General features: G+C 66.0%; 13 protein-coding genes. 8 read left to right on the top strand and 5 right to left on the bottom strand.

Annotated features, from left to right (window positions below; translation table 11 throughout):
* Positions 1 to 2 precede the first annotated feature (2 nt).
* Positions 3 to 1,424 carry a DHA2 family efflux MFS transporter permease subunit gene (locus tag ABZW74_RS00140; RefSeq protein WP_240857905.1) on the bottom strand — a complete coding sequence of 474 codons (1,422 nt, stop codon included), beginning with the start codon at positions 1,422 to 1,424 and terminating at the stop codon, positions 3 to 5.
* Between the two features lie 54 nt (positions 1,425 to 1,478).
* On the opposite strand from ABZW74_RS00140, the gene ABZW74_RS00135 reads away from it, so the two are divergent.
* Positions 1,479 to 1,955 (top strand): helix-turn-helix domain-containing protein, encoded by a 477-nt coding sequence (locus ABZW74_RS00135; protein ID WP_355272703.1) that lies wholly within the window; start codon positions 1,479 to 1,481, stop codon positions 1,953 to 1,955.
* Between the two features lie 262 nt (positions 1,956 to 2,217).
* Here ABZW74_RS00135 and ABZW74_RS00130 read toward each other — a convergent pair whose 3' ends face one another.
* Positions 2,218 to 2,655, bottom strand: a complete 438-nt coding sequence (locus ABZW74_RS00130) for a hypothetical protein (protein WP_355272700.1) — start codon at positions 2,653 to 2,655, stop codon at positions 2,218 to 2,220.
* Between the two features lie 164 nt (positions 2,656 to 2,819).
* On the opposite strand from ABZW74_RS00130, the gene ABZW74_RS00125 reads away from it, so the two are divergent.
* The 4 genes from ABZW74_RS00125 to ABZW74_RS00110 all read left to right on the top strand — a co-directional run bounded on the left by ABZW74_RS00125 (position 2,820) and on the right by ABZW74_RS00110 (position 8,967).
* Positions 2,820 to 3,698, top strand: a complete 879-nt coding sequence (locus ABZW74_RS00125; protein ID WP_355272697.1) for a TIGR03619 family F420-dependent LLM class oxidoreductase — start codon at positions 2,820 to 2,822, stop codon at positions 3,696 to 3,698.
* A 111-nt stretch (positions 3,699 to 3,809) separates the two neighbouring features.
* The gene (locus ABZW74_RS00120) at positions 3,810 to 5,390 is read left to right on the top strand and encodes an ABC transporter substrate-binding protein (protein ID WP_355272694.1); all 1,581 of its coding nucleotides are present in this window, start codon (positions 3,810 to 3,812) and stop codon (positions 5,388 to 5,390) included.
* A gap of 5 nt (positions 5,391 to 5,395) precedes the next feature.
* Positions 5,396 to 6,361 carry an ABC transporter permease gene (locus tag ABZW74_RS00115; protein ID WP_240857900.1) on the top strand — a complete coding sequence of 322 codons (966 nt, stop codon included), beginning with the start codon at positions 5,396 to 5,398 and terminating at the stop codon, positions 6,359 to 6,361.
* Positions 6,358 to 8,967 carry a dipeptide ABC transporter ATP-binding protein gene (locus tag ABZW74_RS00110; protein ID WP_355272692.1) on the top strand — a complete coding sequence of 870 codons (2,610 nt, stop codon included), beginning with the start codon at positions 6,358 to 6,360 and terminating at the stop codon, positions 8,965 to 8,967. Before ABZW74_RS00115 ends, ABZW74_RS00110 begins: the two co-directional genes overlap by 4 nt.
* Before the next feature lie 315 nt (positions 8,968 to 9,282).
* On the opposite strand, the gene ABZW74_RS00105 is transcribed toward ABZW74_RS00110, so the two are convergent.
* The 3 genes from ABZW74_RS00105 to ABZW74_RS00095 are packed head-to-tail and all read right to left on the bottom strand — an operon-like array spanning position 9,283 to position 12,060.
* A complete protein-coding gene (locus ABZW74_RS00105) occupies positions 9,283 to 10,713 on the bottom strand; it encodes an NAD(P)/FAD-dependent oxidoreductase (protein WP_355272689.1) in 1,431 nt (476 codons plus the stop codon).
* A 9-nt stretch (positions 10,714 to 10,722) separates the two neighbouring features.
* On the bottom strand, positions 10,723 to 11,220 hold the full coding sequence (locus tag ABZW74_RS00100; RefSeq protein WP_355272686.1) for a GtrA family protein: 498 nt from the start codon (positions 11,218 to 11,220) through the stop codon (positions 10,723 to 10,725).
* A gap of 9 nt (positions 11,221 to 11,229) precedes the next feature.
* Positions 11,230 to 12,060, bottom strand: a complete 831-nt coding sequence (locus ABZW74_RS00095) for an aldo/keto reductase (protein ID WP_240857896.1) — start codon at positions 12,058 to 12,060, stop codon at positions 11,230 to 11,232.
* Between the two features lie 124 nt (positions 12,061 to 12,184).
* Between ABZW74_RS00095 and ABZW74_RS00090 the strand changes: the two genes are divergently transcribed.
* The 3 genes from ABZW74_RS00090 to arr are packed head-to-tail and all read left to right on the top strand — an operon-like array spanning position 12,185 to position 15,343.
* Positions 12,185 to 13,348 carry a prolyl oligopeptidase family serine peptidase gene (locus ABZW74_RS00090; protein ID WP_355272843.1) on the top strand — a complete coding sequence of 388 codons (1,164 nt, stop codon included), beginning with the start codon at positions 12,185 to 12,187 and terminating at the stop codon, positions 13,346 to 13,348.
* 34 nt (positions 13,349 to 13,382) lie between these two features.
* Positions 13,383 to 14,921: an NAD(P)/FAD-dependent oxidoreductase gene (locus tag ABZW74_RS00085; protein ID WP_355272683.1), complete on the top strand. Its 1,539-nt coding sequence runs from the start codon at positions 13,383 to 13,385 to the stop codon at positions 14,919 to 14,921.
* The gene (gene arr / locus ABZW74_RS00080; RefSeq protein WP_240857894.1) at positions 14,918 to 15,343 is read left to right on the top strand and encodes an NAD(+)--rifampin ADP-ribosyltransferase; all 426 of its coding nucleotides are present in this window, start codon (positions 14,918 to 14,920) and stop codon (positions 15,341 to 15,343) included. Before ABZW74_RS00085 ends, arr begins: the two co-directional genes overlap by 4 nt.
* Positions 15,344 to 15,381: the final 38 nt, after the last annotated feature.

Here is a 15,381-nt window from a genome sequence, read left to right as displayed (position 1 = left end):
CCTCAGCCAGCGGGTGGGGTGGAAGGAGTCTTCGGCGGCGTCATGCCCAGTGCGGCAACCGCTCCCGCGACCGCCACCACGGCAAGAACCCACCACGCCTCCTGAAAGGCGTTGTGCGCGGCGGCATATCCGATCGGCGTGCCCAGGATCGCGACCAAGAGGCTGACGCCGAGCGCCATGCCGATCTGGCGGCTCATGTTGACCACGGCACTTCCCGTCGCCGCCTGATGCGCGGGAAGGTCCGCAGTCGCCGACGACAGGATCGACGGCAGCGCCAGCCCGACCCCGATGCCACCGATCAGCCACCCGGGCAGGATCTCCGTCGCGTAATCCGGCGTCGAATCCACCGACAACGCGATCAGCACACCGCCCAATCCGAACAGGACACAACCCGCAGAAACGATGACACCCACCGGGATTCGTGCGCTGAGTCGGTGCGCCACCGCGGCAAAGATCGGCACCATGAGCGGACCGGTCGACACGGCGAAGCCGGTCTTGATCGCCGAGTATCCCCAGACCTGTTGCAGCCACAGGATGTTGGCGAGAAGTGCACCGGCGAACGGAATGGCGAACAGTACCGCGGTGAGGTTCGAGAAGGCGAACGAGCGCACTCGCAACAGAGCCGGGTCGATCACCGGTACCCGATGCCGGGTGGAACTGACGATGAACCCTGCCAACGCGACCGCTGCCACAATCCAAGCGCCGACGATCCTTGGGTCGGTCCACCCCCAATCGGGCCCCTCGACGAGCCCGAGGGTCAGTGCCGCGATGGCGACGGCCAGCAGCCCGGCACCCAAGAGGTCGGGAATCTGCGCATCGGTTTCGTCAACCGATCGTGAGATCACCACGGCACCCGCGATGAGGGCCGCGACCCCGACCGGCACGTTGACGAGGAACACCCACCGCCACGATGCCTCGACGAGCAGACCACCGACCGCGGGCCCAAGTGCTGCGGCCAGCGCTCCGGTGGCGGCCCAGATACGCACCGACCGGGCGCGCACCGCGGCCGGCATCGTCGACACCACGAGCCCGAGGCTGGCCGGTGTCAGGATCGCCGCTCCGACCGCCTGTAGCACCCGGAACGCCACCAACCACCAAATCCCCTGGGCAAGAGCACAAGCCGCACTCGCGACGGTGAACAGCGCGAGGCCGACGAGGAACGCTCCCTTGCGACCGTAACGATCGGCGATTCGGCCCGCCGGGACCAGCAGTGCGGCGTAGACGATCGTGTACGCGTTGAGGACCCAGGACAACTCGGCCAGGCCGGTCCCCGGGAAATCGCGACCGATGTCGTCGAACGCGACGTTGACGATGAAGACGTCGAGGCTGGCCATGAAGGCCGCCAGCGACAGCACCAGCAACACGATGCCGGGCCGATGCGGCGCGGACGCCGAGGTTCTGACTCGATCAGTGAGTTCCGTCATGAAACTCATCAGATCAGACTTGAGTTGCTTCACGCAACCCACTAGTCTGAATTCATGCGACGCGCCTCCTTCGCCGACATGAACTGTTCGGTCGCCCAGAGCCTCGAGATCATCGGCGAATGGTGGACCCTCCTGATCGTCCGCGACGCCTTTTTCGGCGTGACGCGCTTCGACGCGTTCTCCGAGCGCCTCGGAATTGCCCGCAATGTGTTGACCCAGCGCCTGGAGACCCTCGTCGAACACGGCGTGCTCACCAAAGAGCCTTACCAGGACAAGCCCGTGCGCTACGACTACCGGCTCACCGAGAAGGGCCGAGATCTGTGGACCGTACTCACCGCGCTACGCCAGTGGGGCGACAAATGGGCGGCACCAGACGGCGCTCCGGTGGTCGCCACGCACCGCGACTGCGGGCAGGTCACGACCATCGAGCCGGTGTGCTCTGAATGCGGTGAACCCGTCACCCGAGCGTCGCTCTCACTCCACCAGGGCCCCGGTGCCGGGGTGAACAGCCTACTGCCCGTGCGGGATTGACAACCTCGGTCGTCGGCGATCGGAGACGCGGGAAGATCGCGGGCTCCTCAAAGAAGCCTCACGTGTCGCCAAAGTCCCTACCGCACAAGAAAGTAGGGGAAGAGTTTCTTCCCCTACCCTTGGTGTCCTCCCCGAGAAGTTTCTGGCGGAAGACACCAAACCCCGGGGAAGAAACTTCCTCCCCTACTTTCAGCGGCACCCGGCAGCTTGTCGACCTGCCGGCGCCACCTCACCCGTCCTTCGAGGCACCGAACTCGTCGAGTCAGACTGCGATGCATGAACTTCCGGCGTTCACGCCGAGCCGGACGTCGACAATCATGCTCCGCCCCGTGACGCGCTGCCCATCTGGGGACACCTGCCCCGCGCTGATCCGGTACCGACCGGGCGACGGCGGCGTCCACCAGACGGTCACCTTCGTCGCCTCCGGCGGCGGGACCTGGTTGTAGAGAGTCGCAGCACGGGTTCCGACCCGACCGGCCAACACCACGGTCTTGCCCGACTTCGGCGTGATTCTTGCCTCGATGACGTACGTGCACCCGGCCCCGTAACCGGTTCCCACCGAACCGAAGCCGGACGGATTGACGATTCGTGGACCGCTCACCACTGCAGCGTCCGCCGGCGCGGCGTACACAGCTGCCGTCACCACCGTCGACACAGCAGCGGCCCCGAGGAGAATCCGTCGGACGAACAAACCAGTCATGACTTCCTCCCGACCTAAGGCAACCCCGATGTCGCCTCTTTCACTTCCCCGCGAACATATATGAAATATTCAACCGTCCGAGGTGAAACCGGAAACCGAACAGGACTACCCCGAAATTAGAACGTGTTCTACCCTCGGGTGAGACGTCCGACCCGAGGAGCACGATGCGGTTCACCTTCGCCGAGGCCATGACCGACCCCGCCTACTATGCGCCGCTGGCGCAGGCCGCCGAACAGGCCGGATACGCCGGGTTCACCATTCCCGACTCGCTGGCCTACCCGGCGGAGTCCGATGCGACCTATCCCTACACACCTGACGGCAACCGGGAGTTCTTGGACGGCAAGTCCTTCATCGAGACCTTCATCCAGGCGGCTGCACTGGGCGCGGTCACCTCGACCATCCGCTTCACCCCGTTTGTCCTCAAGCTCCCCATCCGGCCACCGGCGCTGGTGGCAAAGCAGGCCAGTTCGGTCGCCTATCTCACCGGAAACCGCCTCGCCCTGGGCGTCGGCACCAGCCCGTGGCCGGAGGACTACGACTTCATGGGTGTCGACTTCCGGCGACGCGGCAAACGCATGGACGAGTGCATGGACATCATCCGCGGCCTGACCAGCGGCGAGTACTTCGAATTCCACGGCGAGTTCTACGACATCCCCAAGATCAAGATGACCCCCGCACCCACCGAGCCGATCCCGCTGCTGGTGGGCGGGCATGCCGACGCCGCACTGCGACGCGCCGTGGTTCGCGGCGACGGCTGGATGCACGGTGGCGGGCCGGGCGAGGAACTCGATGCCTTGCTCGAGAAGATCGCCGACATCCGCAAGGCCGAGGGCAAGACCAACGACCCCTTCGAGATCCATGTGATCTCGCTGGATGCCTACAGTGTCGACGGATGCAAACGCCTCGCAGACAAGGGAATAACCGATGTCATCGTCGGCTTCCGCATGCCCTACATCATGGGTGACGACACCGAACCCCTGCAGAAGAAGATCGACCATCTGAACTGGTACGCCGACAACGTGATTGCCAAGGTCAACGGCTGAATTCCTTTCCTGACAACCGCCTTCGACGCCGGTCGGGTGGTTGCGGGCATACCCTTCCTGGGGCAGACTGCAAGTACGGAACATTCAGGTCTGAGGGCGGGAAGGATTGCGATGACCGGTCCCATCGGACCCCAGTCATCGACACCTTCAGCCGCGTTGAGCCGACGCCGCTTCCTCACGGCCGCCGGCGCGCTCGGCGTGGGCCTTCTGGGCACTTCCGCGCTAAGCGCCTGTGGCAGTGGCAGTTCCGACGGCAATACCATACGCGCCGCGATCGCCGGTGAACCCGATCAGCTCGATCCGCACAAGTCGAGTTCCTATTTCACCTTTCAGGTACTCGAGAACGTCTTCGACACCCTGGTCGAACCGGACGAGCACCTCGTCATGCGTCCCGCCCTTGCCGAGAGCTGGACCGTCAGCGCGGACAACCGGGTCTGGACCTTCACGCTCCGACCGGGATTGCGGTTCCACAACGGCGATCCGTGTGCAGCGGCCGACGTCGTCTACTCCTACCGCCGCATCATCGACGAAGAACTCTCCAACGCCTGGAAACTCGAGGCCATCGATCAGATCGTCGCCGTCGACGACCGTCAGGTGCGGATAAGCGTCGCAAAGCCGACACCTAATCTGCTCACCAACCTCGGTGGGTTCAAAGGGTTGGCAATCGTCAACCGCCGCAACGTGGAATCGGGCGAGATCGCGACGCGGCCGGTGGGGACCGGACCATTCTCCTTCGTGTCGCGGTCCCCGGGCGCCTCCATCGTGATCAAGGCCAACCCCGACCATTGGGCCGGGCCACCCGCCGTCGACGGCGTCAACTTCAGCTTCATCTCCCAGGGCACCACCGCGGTCTCCGCCCTGCGTTCCGGCGAGATCGACTGGACCGACGCCATGCCCGCGCAACAGCTGAGCATCCTCTCCGGCGACGACTCGCTGAATGTCGGAACCGTGACGGCCAACGACTACTGGTATCTGACGATGAACTTCGCACGACGCCCGTTCGGCGACACCAGAGTTCGCCAAGCGGTGGCCTACGCGATCGACCGGGAGTCGATAGCCCAGGTGGTCGGGTACGGCACCGCCAAACCCAACGAACTCGCCATCCCGACCACCAGTCCGTGGTTCTGGAACTTCGACCGCTTCACCGCCGGCCTCGACCGCTCCGCCGCCAACGACAAGGCCAAAGCACTTCTGCGGCAGGCCGACGCGACCTCTCTCGACATGGGGCTGATGGTCACCACCGAGTACCCGGAGACCGTCACCGCCGCGCAGGTGATCGCATCCAACCTCGACGACGTCGGCATCGGTGTGACAATCGAGCAACTCGATTTCGGTGCGTGGCTCGACAAGCAGAACGCAGGCGACTTCGACGCCCTCATGCTGGGCTGGCTGGGCAACCTCGACCCCGACGATTTCTATTACGCACAACATCATTCGAGCGGCGAGTCCAATGCCCAGAAGTACAAGAACCCCACCGCCGACCGCCTTCTCGACGCCGGCCGAACCGAACTCGACATGGTCAGACGCAAGGACATCTACGGGGCTGCCGCCACTGCGATCGCCGACGACGTGAGCTACCTCTACCTGTACAACCCGTCGGCGAATCAGGCATACACGACACAGCTTCTCGGCTACGTCGTCCGCTCCGACAAGGCCGTCCGCTTCCGCACCGCGCGGCTGGAGAGGAGCTGACAACGATGACGTTCCTGCATTCTCCGCTGTTGCGGTTCATCGTGATCCGACTTCTCTACACCGCGGCAGTGTTGCTCGGGGTCATGGTCGCGGTGTTCCTGCTGATTCAGGTGGTCCCCGGCGACCCGGTCCGGATCGCGCTCGGCACGCGGTACACGCCCGAGTCGTACGACGCTCTACGCAGCGCGTCGGGGCTCGACCAGCCCCCGCTCACTCAGTTGTTCCACTACATCGGCAACGCGTTCACAGGCGACCTGGGCGTGAGTTTTCGTAACGGAGAATCGGTGACGACGCTCCTGCTCGACCGCCTGCCCGCAACGATCTCGCTGGCCTTGGCCGCGATCGTCGTCGCGCTCGTGATCGCCATCCCCCTCGGTTCGTGGGCAGCGCTGCGCGAGGGCCGCGCCGCCGACAACGTCATCCGCGTGGTCAGCCAGGTCGGCATCTCGGTGCCCGACTTCTGGATGGGCATCCTGCTCATCGGCCTCTTCTCGACCGCACTGGGGTGGTTGCCGTCGGCCGGGTACTCGCCGCTCGCCGATGGCCTGGGCGGTTGGCTGGAACACCTTGTGTTGCCCGCCATCACGGTGGGCATCGTCACCGGCGCGATCATGACGCGCTACGTCCGCTCGTCGGTGCTGGACGTCGTCAACGCGCCCTACGTCACGACGGCCGAATCGAAAGGACTGGGCCGCAGCCGAATTCTGCTGTCCCACGTCGGTCGCAACGCACTCGTGCCGGTGCTGACGATCTCCGGTATCCAGTTCGCCGCGCTCCTCGGTGGTGTCATCGTGGTCGAGGTGGTGTTCGCCTGGCCGGGTTTGGGCCTGCTCGTCTACGATTCGGTCGCCGCCCGCGACTATCCGGTTCTGCAGGGCGCAATCCTCCTGATCGCCGTCATCTTCCTCATAGTCAACCTCATCGTCGACATTCTCTACGCCGTCATCGACCCGAGGATTCGACTGTCATGACCGTCCAGCCCGCACCACCGGAAACCAGCACCACCGGCGATCTCTCCACGGACTCCGCGTGGCGGCTGCTGCTACGCAACCGAGGGTCGCTCGTCGGCCTGGTGATCATTGCGATCGTGATCGTCTGGGCCGTCGCCGGAGGACTCATCGCACCCTACGGCCCCAACGAGATCGACGTTCCCAACGCCCTGGCGGCGCCGTCGTGGTCGCACCTGTTCGGCACCGACGATCTGGGCCGCGACGTGTTCTCGCGAGTGGTCTTGGCGGCGTCGGTCAGCATGCGCGTTGCGATTGTGGCGGTGGCGATCTCGCTGCTCGTCGGGGTGTTCGTGGGCATGCTCGCCGGGTTCCGCGGCGGAGCCCTGGACACCGTGCTGATGCGCATCGTCGACGTGCTGTTCTCGTTCCCGGTGATGCTGCTCGCCCTCGCGATCGTCGCGATCCTGGGGCCCGGCGTGACGTCGGCGATGATCGCGATCGGCATCGTCTACATCCCGATCTTTGCGCGCGTCGCACGCGCCGATACCCTGCGGGTGCGGCAAACCCAGTATGTGATGGCGGCTCGCACCATGGGCGTGCCCACCTCTCGGGTACTCATCGGCCATCTGCTGCCGAATATCTCGGGCCCCGTCATCGTCCAGACCTCCATCTCACTGGCGTTCGCGATCCTGTCGGAGGCGGCGCTCTCGTTCCTCGGGCTCGGCGTCCAGCCGCCCGATCCGTCCTGGGGCCGCATGCTCTACGACGCACAGGGGTTCATCACCACCGCCTGGTGGATGGGCGTGTTCCCCGGTCTGGCAATCCTGTTCACGGTGCTGGCCTTCAATCTCATCGGAGACGGGGTCCGCGACGTCCTCGACCCACGCCAACGAACCCTGTTGCGTAACCGCGGCAAGGCGCCGCGGCAGGCACCGATCGCCGTGCACAAGACGGTCGCACCAGCGGTTCGTGAGCGGCCGAAAGAAGGCACCCCGATCCTCATCGTCGACGATCTCACCGTGGGCGTCGGCCCTCGAGAGATCGTGCACGGCATCGGATTCACGGTCACCGCAGGCAAGACGCTGGGAATCGTCGGCGAGAGCGGCTCGGGCAAATCGCTGAGCGTACTGTCGGCGACCGGTCTGTTCGACGCACCCAGCTCGTATGTGACCGGTTCGGCCCACATCGGTGACACGGAGATCGTCGGGGCATCGGCCTCGACGCTGCGAGCCGTGCACGGCTCACGGGTCGGGTTCGTGTTCCAGGACCCGTCGTCGAGCCTGAATCCCTTGCTCACCATCGAAGAACAACTCACCGAGGGACCTCGACGCCACCTCGGACTCAATCGCGAGCAAGCGCGAGAGCGCGCCCTTTCGCTGTTGCGGGACGTCAACCTGCCCAACCCGGAATCGCGTCTACATTCCTACCCGCACCAGTTGTCCGGTGGGCAGCGCCAGCGGGTGATGATCGCCGTCGCACTCGCCTGCGACCCCGACATCCTCGTCGCCGACGAGGCCACCACTGCTCTCGACGTCACCACCCAGGCGCAGATCATCGACCTGGTGGCGCAGTTGCAACGGGAACGCGGCATGGCGGTGGTGTGGATCAGCCACGACCTCGGTGTCATCGGCCGCATCGCCGACGATGTGCTGGTGATGCGCGAGGGCCAGGTTGTCGAAACCGGTTCTGTTGCCGAGATATTCGCGAACCCGCAGGATGACTACACCCGCACACTGCTGGAGTCTCGGCCGCTGCTGCGCGACGTAGCCGAGCGTAAGCCACCGCCGGCGAAAGATTCTTCGGACACCGAGCCGCTCGTCCAGGTCCATGGACTCGGCGTCGACTACACCGTCCGGGGCGCCGCCGGCCGCGAGACGGTGCACGCCATCACCGACGTCGACCTCAACGTGATGCGCGGCACGACGCTCGGTATCGTCGGCGAGTCGGGGTCGGGAAAATCCACCGTGGCAGGTGTTCTCACCGGGCTGATCGAGGCCGGTCGCGGCACACGGCTGACCGGCAGCGCCGTGGTGAACGTGGAGAGGACGGCGATCGACGCGGTCGGCGCGCGAGGTTCGGAGGCCGCCACACTGCGACGACGAGTCGCGATGGTGTTCCAGGACCCGGCCGCCTCCCTCGATCCGCGGATGACCGCGGCAGCTTCCATCGCCGAACCGCTCCGCACCCATCGCCTGGCGACGGGACGTGATGAAATCCGTTCGCGTGCGGAGGAACTGATGTCCGACGTCAGTCTCGACACCTCGTTTCTCGCCCGGTACCCGCATGAGATGTCCGGCGGTCAACGCCAACGCGTCTGTCTCGCACGTGCTCTCGCTGCCGACCCCGAGATCCTGATCCTCGACGAATCCACCGCGTCGCTCGACGTCTCGGTTCAGGCCAACGTCCTCGACCTCCTCGCCGAACTCCAGCGCGAGAAGGGCCTCACCTACCTGTTCATCGCGCACGACCTCGCCGTGGTCGAGCAGATCAGCGACACGGTCGCGGTGATGCGCAACGGCCGGGTCGTGGAGAGCGGCCCCGCCGCCGACATCCTGCACAACCCCGAAACCGACTACACCCGAATGCTTCTCGACGCGGTTCCGCCGGAAGCGCCCAGTCGGGCGTGATTCGCCGCCGAACGTGAAACCCTGCGCCCGCCACACCGCTGCCTGAGGTGTGAGGAGCGCAAGCCGCCGGGCTGAGGAGCCCCGTGCGAGGCACGAGCATGGAGCGTCTCGGAGTCGACGAGCCTCGAAGGCCTACGCGACGTCAACTCGCCAGCCCTTCGAGGCTCTCGGCTAGCGCCTCGAGCACCTCAGGGAGCGGTAGAGGCGAGCAACGGAGCGCCTGGGTCAGGGAGCGGTAGAGGCGCGCCAACGGAGCGCCTGGGTCAGGGAGCGGTAGAGGCGCGCCAACGGAGCGCCTGGGCAGTGTTGACTAGCTCAGCGCGAGAGATACCGGATCGCCGCCTGGGCGGCGCGATATCCGCACATGCCGTGAACGCCGCCGCCTGGCGGGGTGGCCGACGAGCACAGGTAGACACCTCCGACGCCGGTCGAGTATGGGTTGGGTGACAGTCGGGGCCGGGAGAGCAAGTGGCGCAAGTCGTTTCGACCACCGCCGATGTCACCGTCGACAAAGTTGGCGTTGCCGCGTTCCAGGTCTCGTGGCGAGGTGGTCACCGAGGCGATGATGCGATCCCGGAAGCCCGGGGCGAAGCGTTCGATCTGCGCGGTGACGGCCTCTGTCGCATCGTGCGGATAACCCTGCGGGACATGCGCATACGCCCACAACGGTTTCTCGGTACCCGGTGCCCGGGTGGGATCGGCGAGCCACTGCTGTCCGACGAGGACAAACGGGCGCTCCGGCATCCGCCCGGCCACCACTTCCCCTTCCGCGGCGACGATCTCCTCGATCCGTCCGCCGAGATGGACGGTGCCTGCGCGGGCACAGTCGGGATTGGTCCAGCCGACCTCACCGTCGATGAGGTAGTCGACCTTGAAGGCTGCCGGCCCGGGACGGTGGCGTCGGTATCGGCGAAACATTCCCGGCGACAACCGCTCTCCCAGTATCCCGATGGCCGCGACCGGCATCACGTCGAGCAGCACGACGTCGGGTGCGCCGAGATCGTCGATGTCGGTGACCGTCTGGCCGGTCGTGATCGATCCACCGGCGTCGATCAGCGCGGCAGCCAACGCGGTGGCGATGGTCGCCGACCCGCCCTGCGCCACCGGCCACCCGTGGCTGTGACCGGCGGCGAGCAGCATCAGTCCGGCCGCCGACGATCCAGGCCGGTCCAGGCGGGTGAACGCGTGCGCGGCGACCCCGCCGAACAGGGCGCGGGCTTCCTGAGAGCCAAACACCCGGGCCAGCATCGTCGCGGGATACAACGCGTGATGTCCGAACTCGGCCATGCGGATCGGGTGCTGCGGCATCCGCAGGATCGGTCCCAGGATGTCGTCGGCCAGGTCGTCGAAATCGGTTGCCACCGAACCGACGACGTCGCGCCACACGTCGCCATCGGCGCCCATGCCAGAGGCCGTCTCGGCGACCGATCGCCGCAGGACGGCGGCCCGCCCACCGTCGAGGGGGTGGGCGCAGTCGATCTCGGGCCAGCGCCAGCGCAGGCCGAACTCCTCGAGACCGAGCATGCCGAACGCCGGCGACCCGGCGCCGAGCGGGTGAAAGGCCGAACAATGGTCGTGCAGGACACCCGGCCGGAGCAGTTCGCTCGAGCGCGTGCCGCCGCCGATGGTGTCGGCCGCCTCGATAACCTCGACCGCGCACCCCGCACGGGCCAGCGCAAGAGCGGCCGTCAGACCATTGGGTCCGCTGCCGACGACCACCGCGGTGGCCCCACTACCGACGACCATCGGCCCACCTCACCTGATCTTGAAGATGACCAGCCGTTGGACGACGAAGTTGATCACCGTCGCCGTGCCCTGTGCGATGACGTAGGCGATGAAGCTGTAGAGCAGAGTCTCCGGCCACGCGTGCGACAGCACTGTGTACAGGCCGACGTTGACGAAGAAGGTCACGCCGTACAGCGCAACCACCGAGATGAAACGCAACGTGCTGGGTTCGGCCTCGAAGGTCCAGCGTCGATTCAGCAGATACGCAGTGGTGGTGCCCAGGATGAAGCCGAAGGATTTCGCGATCCAGAAATCCGCTCCGACCACGTACTGAAGGAAAATCGTCAACCCGAAGTCGAGCACCCCGGAACCGGCGCCGGTGATGATGAACCGGATCATCTGGGTCTTCAGATCGACGTTGGTCGACGCCTCACCGTCGTCGAAGGGCAGTTCGATCGGGGTCAGCGCATGACGCGTCTCGAAATCGTCATGGTCCGGCTGCGTCGGGTCGGATTCTGGTCGTGACACGGTCTCAGCCTAGAACTCCTCTTCGACGTCCGAGTCACGGGCGGCTCGCTCGCCTCGATCCAGCGCGGTGAGGTCGGCGAGATCTTCGGAATCGAAATCGAAGTCGAAGAGGTCGAGGTTCTCGAGTTGTCGGCCAGTATGCGACGACTTGGGCACCACACCGATGCCGTGCTGAACCGCCCACCGCAACGCGATCTGCGTCGGCGACTTGCCGAACCGGCGCGCCAGACGCAGCACCCCCGGTTCGGCGAGCATGTGCTCCTTGCGTCCGGTGGGATGCCAGGCCTGGGCGTGGATGCCGTGCTCGGACATGAAGGCGCGCAGCTCGGTGCGCGCGATCGCCGGTGAGCACTGGATCTGGTTGAGCGCAGGCCAGCGACCGGTCTCGTCGTAGAGCATCTGCAAGTGGTGCTGTTTGAAGTTCGACACCCCGGGAACGCGGATGAATCCCTCGTCGGCCAGGGTCAACAGCGCTTTCCACGATTCGACGGTGCGCCCGAGACTCGGGCAGGGCCAATGGATCAGGTACACGTCGATGTGCCGGACGCCGAGCCTGCGCGCACTCTCCTTGGCGGCGTTGATCGCCTCGTCGAAACCCTGGTCGCCGCCCCCGAGCTTGGTCTGGACGACGACGTCGGTGCGGGATATCCCCGACTCCCGCAACCCCATTCCGACGCTCATCTCGTTGCTGTAGCGGCTCGCGGTGTCGAGCAACCGGTATCCCGCACGGAGACCGCTCGACACCGCATCCGCACACGGCTGGCCGAGCATGTCGTAGGTGCCGAGACCGACGAGCGGAATCGCGAACCCGTTGTTCAACTCCACGGTGGGAATGTCCACGTCAACAGGATATTCTCGCGGGCCATCCCAGGGACTGGAATGTCGGTTACCCGTTTGTGCGAACGACGGCACGGCTATCGTCTCGACCATGCGCCGCCCACGTCTTCGAATGTTGTCCGCCTTGATGGTTGCCCTCACTGCGATCGTGATCTCGGCAGTCGGTCCGGCCACCGCCGAAGACGCGGCGGCCCAGCGTGCGCCGGTGTGGTCGGGGCTCGACGCGCGCACATATCCCGGACCCATCCCCGTGCCGGGGACGCTGATCCGGCAGGTGCCGCTGGATCGGTCGGTCACGTTGCCCGCGGCCGGTCGGGCCTACCGAATCCTGTACGCCACCCGCGACATCCGGAACCGGCCGGCCGTGAGCACCGCCGCGGTGTTCCTGCCGAAGTCGGCGCCCCCACCCGGTGGTTATCCGGTGCTCGCGTGGGCGCACGGGACCGTGGGTCTCGGCGACGATTGCACACCGTCCGCACAGCCCCGTATCGCCCGCGACACGCGCTACCTTGGGCATTGGCTCCACCAGGGCTACGCGATCGTCGCCACCGATTACGCCGGCCTCGGGACACCCGGTCTGATGAGCTACCTCAACGGCAAGGCGGAGGCGCACGCAATCGTCGACTCGGTGATCGCGGCCCACCAGATGGGTCTGCCGTTGGCTCGGAAGTGGGCCATCATCGGCCAATCGCAGGGTGCGGGTGCGGCTCTCGCCGGCGCCCGGGACGCCAATCGCCTGTCGGCAGGACGCGCGCTCGACTACCGCGGCGTCGTCGCAACCGGGACGCCGGCCAACATCGAGCAGGTGATCGCGCTGGCCGGCCCGTTCCCGGCCACGCTCCCGCCGTCGCTCACTGCCTATGTCAGTTATGTGTGGGCCGGTTTCAGCGACGCCCGGCCCGACCTCCGACCACTCTCGGTCCTCACTCCCGAGGGTCGACGCATCGTCGCGTTGGCCCGCACGACCTGCTATCAGTCGCTGAAGCCGTTGGTGCGCGGAAAGTCGTTGCGGGACATCTTCTCTGCCCCCGTATCGTCGATTCCCGGCGCGCGTGCGGCGCTGGCCGAGTACATGGGGACGCCGTACTCCGGGTTCGATCGTCCGATCTTCCTGGGGCAGGGACTGCGCGACGTCGACGTGCCGGCTCCATCGGCGTTGTCGCTCTACGCGCAGATGCGCGCGGCGGGCCAACCGGTGGAGTTGCACGTGTACCCCGACCAGGATCACTCGGGCACGGTGATCGCGTCGATGCGCGACTCGACGCCATTCCTGGCGCGCATCATGCGCTGAATCGCAGCAAACCCGCGTCCGGCGCGCGACACTGATGGGGATGCAATTCGACGACATCATCATCGGCGCCGGACACAACGGCCTCACCGCCGCGGCCTATCTGGCTCGGGCCGGACGTAGTGTCCTGGTACTCGAACGGTCCGACCATGTCGGTGGCGCGGCGGTGTCGGCGATGCCATTTCCCGGTGTGCCCGCTCGGGTGTCGCGGTACTCGTACCTGGTGTCGCTGCTGCCGCGGGAGATCATCAGCGACCTCGACCTCGACCTCCGTCTGGTCCGACGACGCTACTCGTCGTACACACCGCTACCGAGTGATCCGGTGCGCGGCATCCTGGTGGACAACGAGGACCCCGACGCCACGGCCGAGTCGTTCCGGCGGGTGACCGGCAGCGAGACGTCGTTCACGGCATGGCAGTCCTTCTACTCCCGCATGGCCACCGTCGCCGAACGCGTATTCCCGACGCTGATCGAGCCGCTTCGCTCGCCCGAACGGATGCACGAGTTGGTGGTCGGAACCGATTCCAGCAACGCCGAACTGTGGGAATGCCTCACCACACGACCCCTGGGCGAGCTCCTCGACCAGTACTTCGACGACGACGTGTTGCGCGGCATCGCCGCCACCGACGGTCTGATCGGCACCTTCGCCGACCTCGACGACGTGTCGCTGCGCCAGAACATCTGCTTCCTGTATCACCTCATCGGTGGTGGCACCGGCGACTGGGATGTGCCGGTCGGCGGGATGGGGGCGGTGTCCGGCGCGCTGTACGAGACGGCGAAATCGGCGGGCGCGCAGATCGAAACAGGAATCACGTTGGGCGGCATAGATGTTGACGACGGTACGGTCGAGTACGGTGGCATCACCGTTCGGGGCCGGCAACTGTATGCGGCGTGCGCGCCCGCCGTGATCAACTCGTACCTCGAGGACCCGATCGCCACCGAATCCGCTCCGCGCGGTTCACAACTCAAGATCAACCTGCTGCTCGACCGCTTGCCCCGACTCCGCGCACCGGTCGTGCCGGAGGTCGCGTTCGCGGGCACCTTCCACATCAACGAGACCGCCGCACAGTTGCGGACCGCGTGGCGTCAGGCCGACCGTGGCGAGGTTCCCGAACTCCCACCGTGTGAGGTGTACTGCCACACGCTGTCCGACCGGTCGATCCTCGGCCGCGAACTCGACGGCATGCACACCCTCACCCTGTTCGGGTTGCACATGCCGCCTGAGGTGTTCGACGAGCCGGGCGCCGTCGAGCATGCTGTCGGCGCAACTCTGGCGTCGATGAATTCGGTTCTGGCCGAACCCATTCAGTCCGTCGTCGCACATGATCGCGACGGCAACCCGTGTATCGAGTTCAAGACCCCGCAGGACCTCGAGGAGACGCTGGGTCTGCCCGGCGGCAACATCTTTCATCGGAGTCTGCAGTGGCCGTGGGCTGAAACCGAGTCGGAGGTCGGGACGTGGGGTGTCGAGACGCGCCACCCGCGGCTGCTGCTGTGCGGGGCGGGCGCACGACGTGGTGGTGGGGTCAGTGGAATCCCGGGCCGGAATGCGGCGATGAGAGTATTGGAAGCGTGAACGCACCCAAGCCTTTTGAACCACATGAGTCGGGCGGGTATCTGCACGGCACCAAAGCCGACCTCGGCGTCGGCGATCTGCTGGTGCCCGGTCGGCGGTCGAACTACGACGAATCCCGCATCATGAACCACATCTACGTCACCAAGACCCTCGACGCCGCCACCTGGGGTGCGGAGATGGCGCAGGGCGAGGGACGCGGCCGGATCTACGTCGTCGAGCCGATCGGTGATCTCGAGGACGACCCGAACGTCACCGACAAGAAGTTCCCCGGCAATCCGACACTCTCGTATCGATCAACGGAACCGGTGCGCGTGGTCGGCGAGATCACCGATTGGGTGGGACATCCCGCCGAGCAGATTCAGGCGATGCGCGACGGCCTCGCCGATCTCCGGCGTCGAGGACTCGATGTCATCTACGACTGATGATCGGTCGAATTCCACACACCCCGAACTCCCACGTA

Origin of the sequence: Gordonia sp. NPDC003585 (assembly GCF_040610755.1) — a bacterium.
Classification (GTDB): domain Bacteria; phylum Actinomycetota; class Actinomycetes; order Mycobacteriales; family Mycobacteriaceae; genus Gordonia.
Note: the sequence above shows the minus strand (reverse complement) of the source record. Positions and strands in the feature narration are given on the sequence as shown.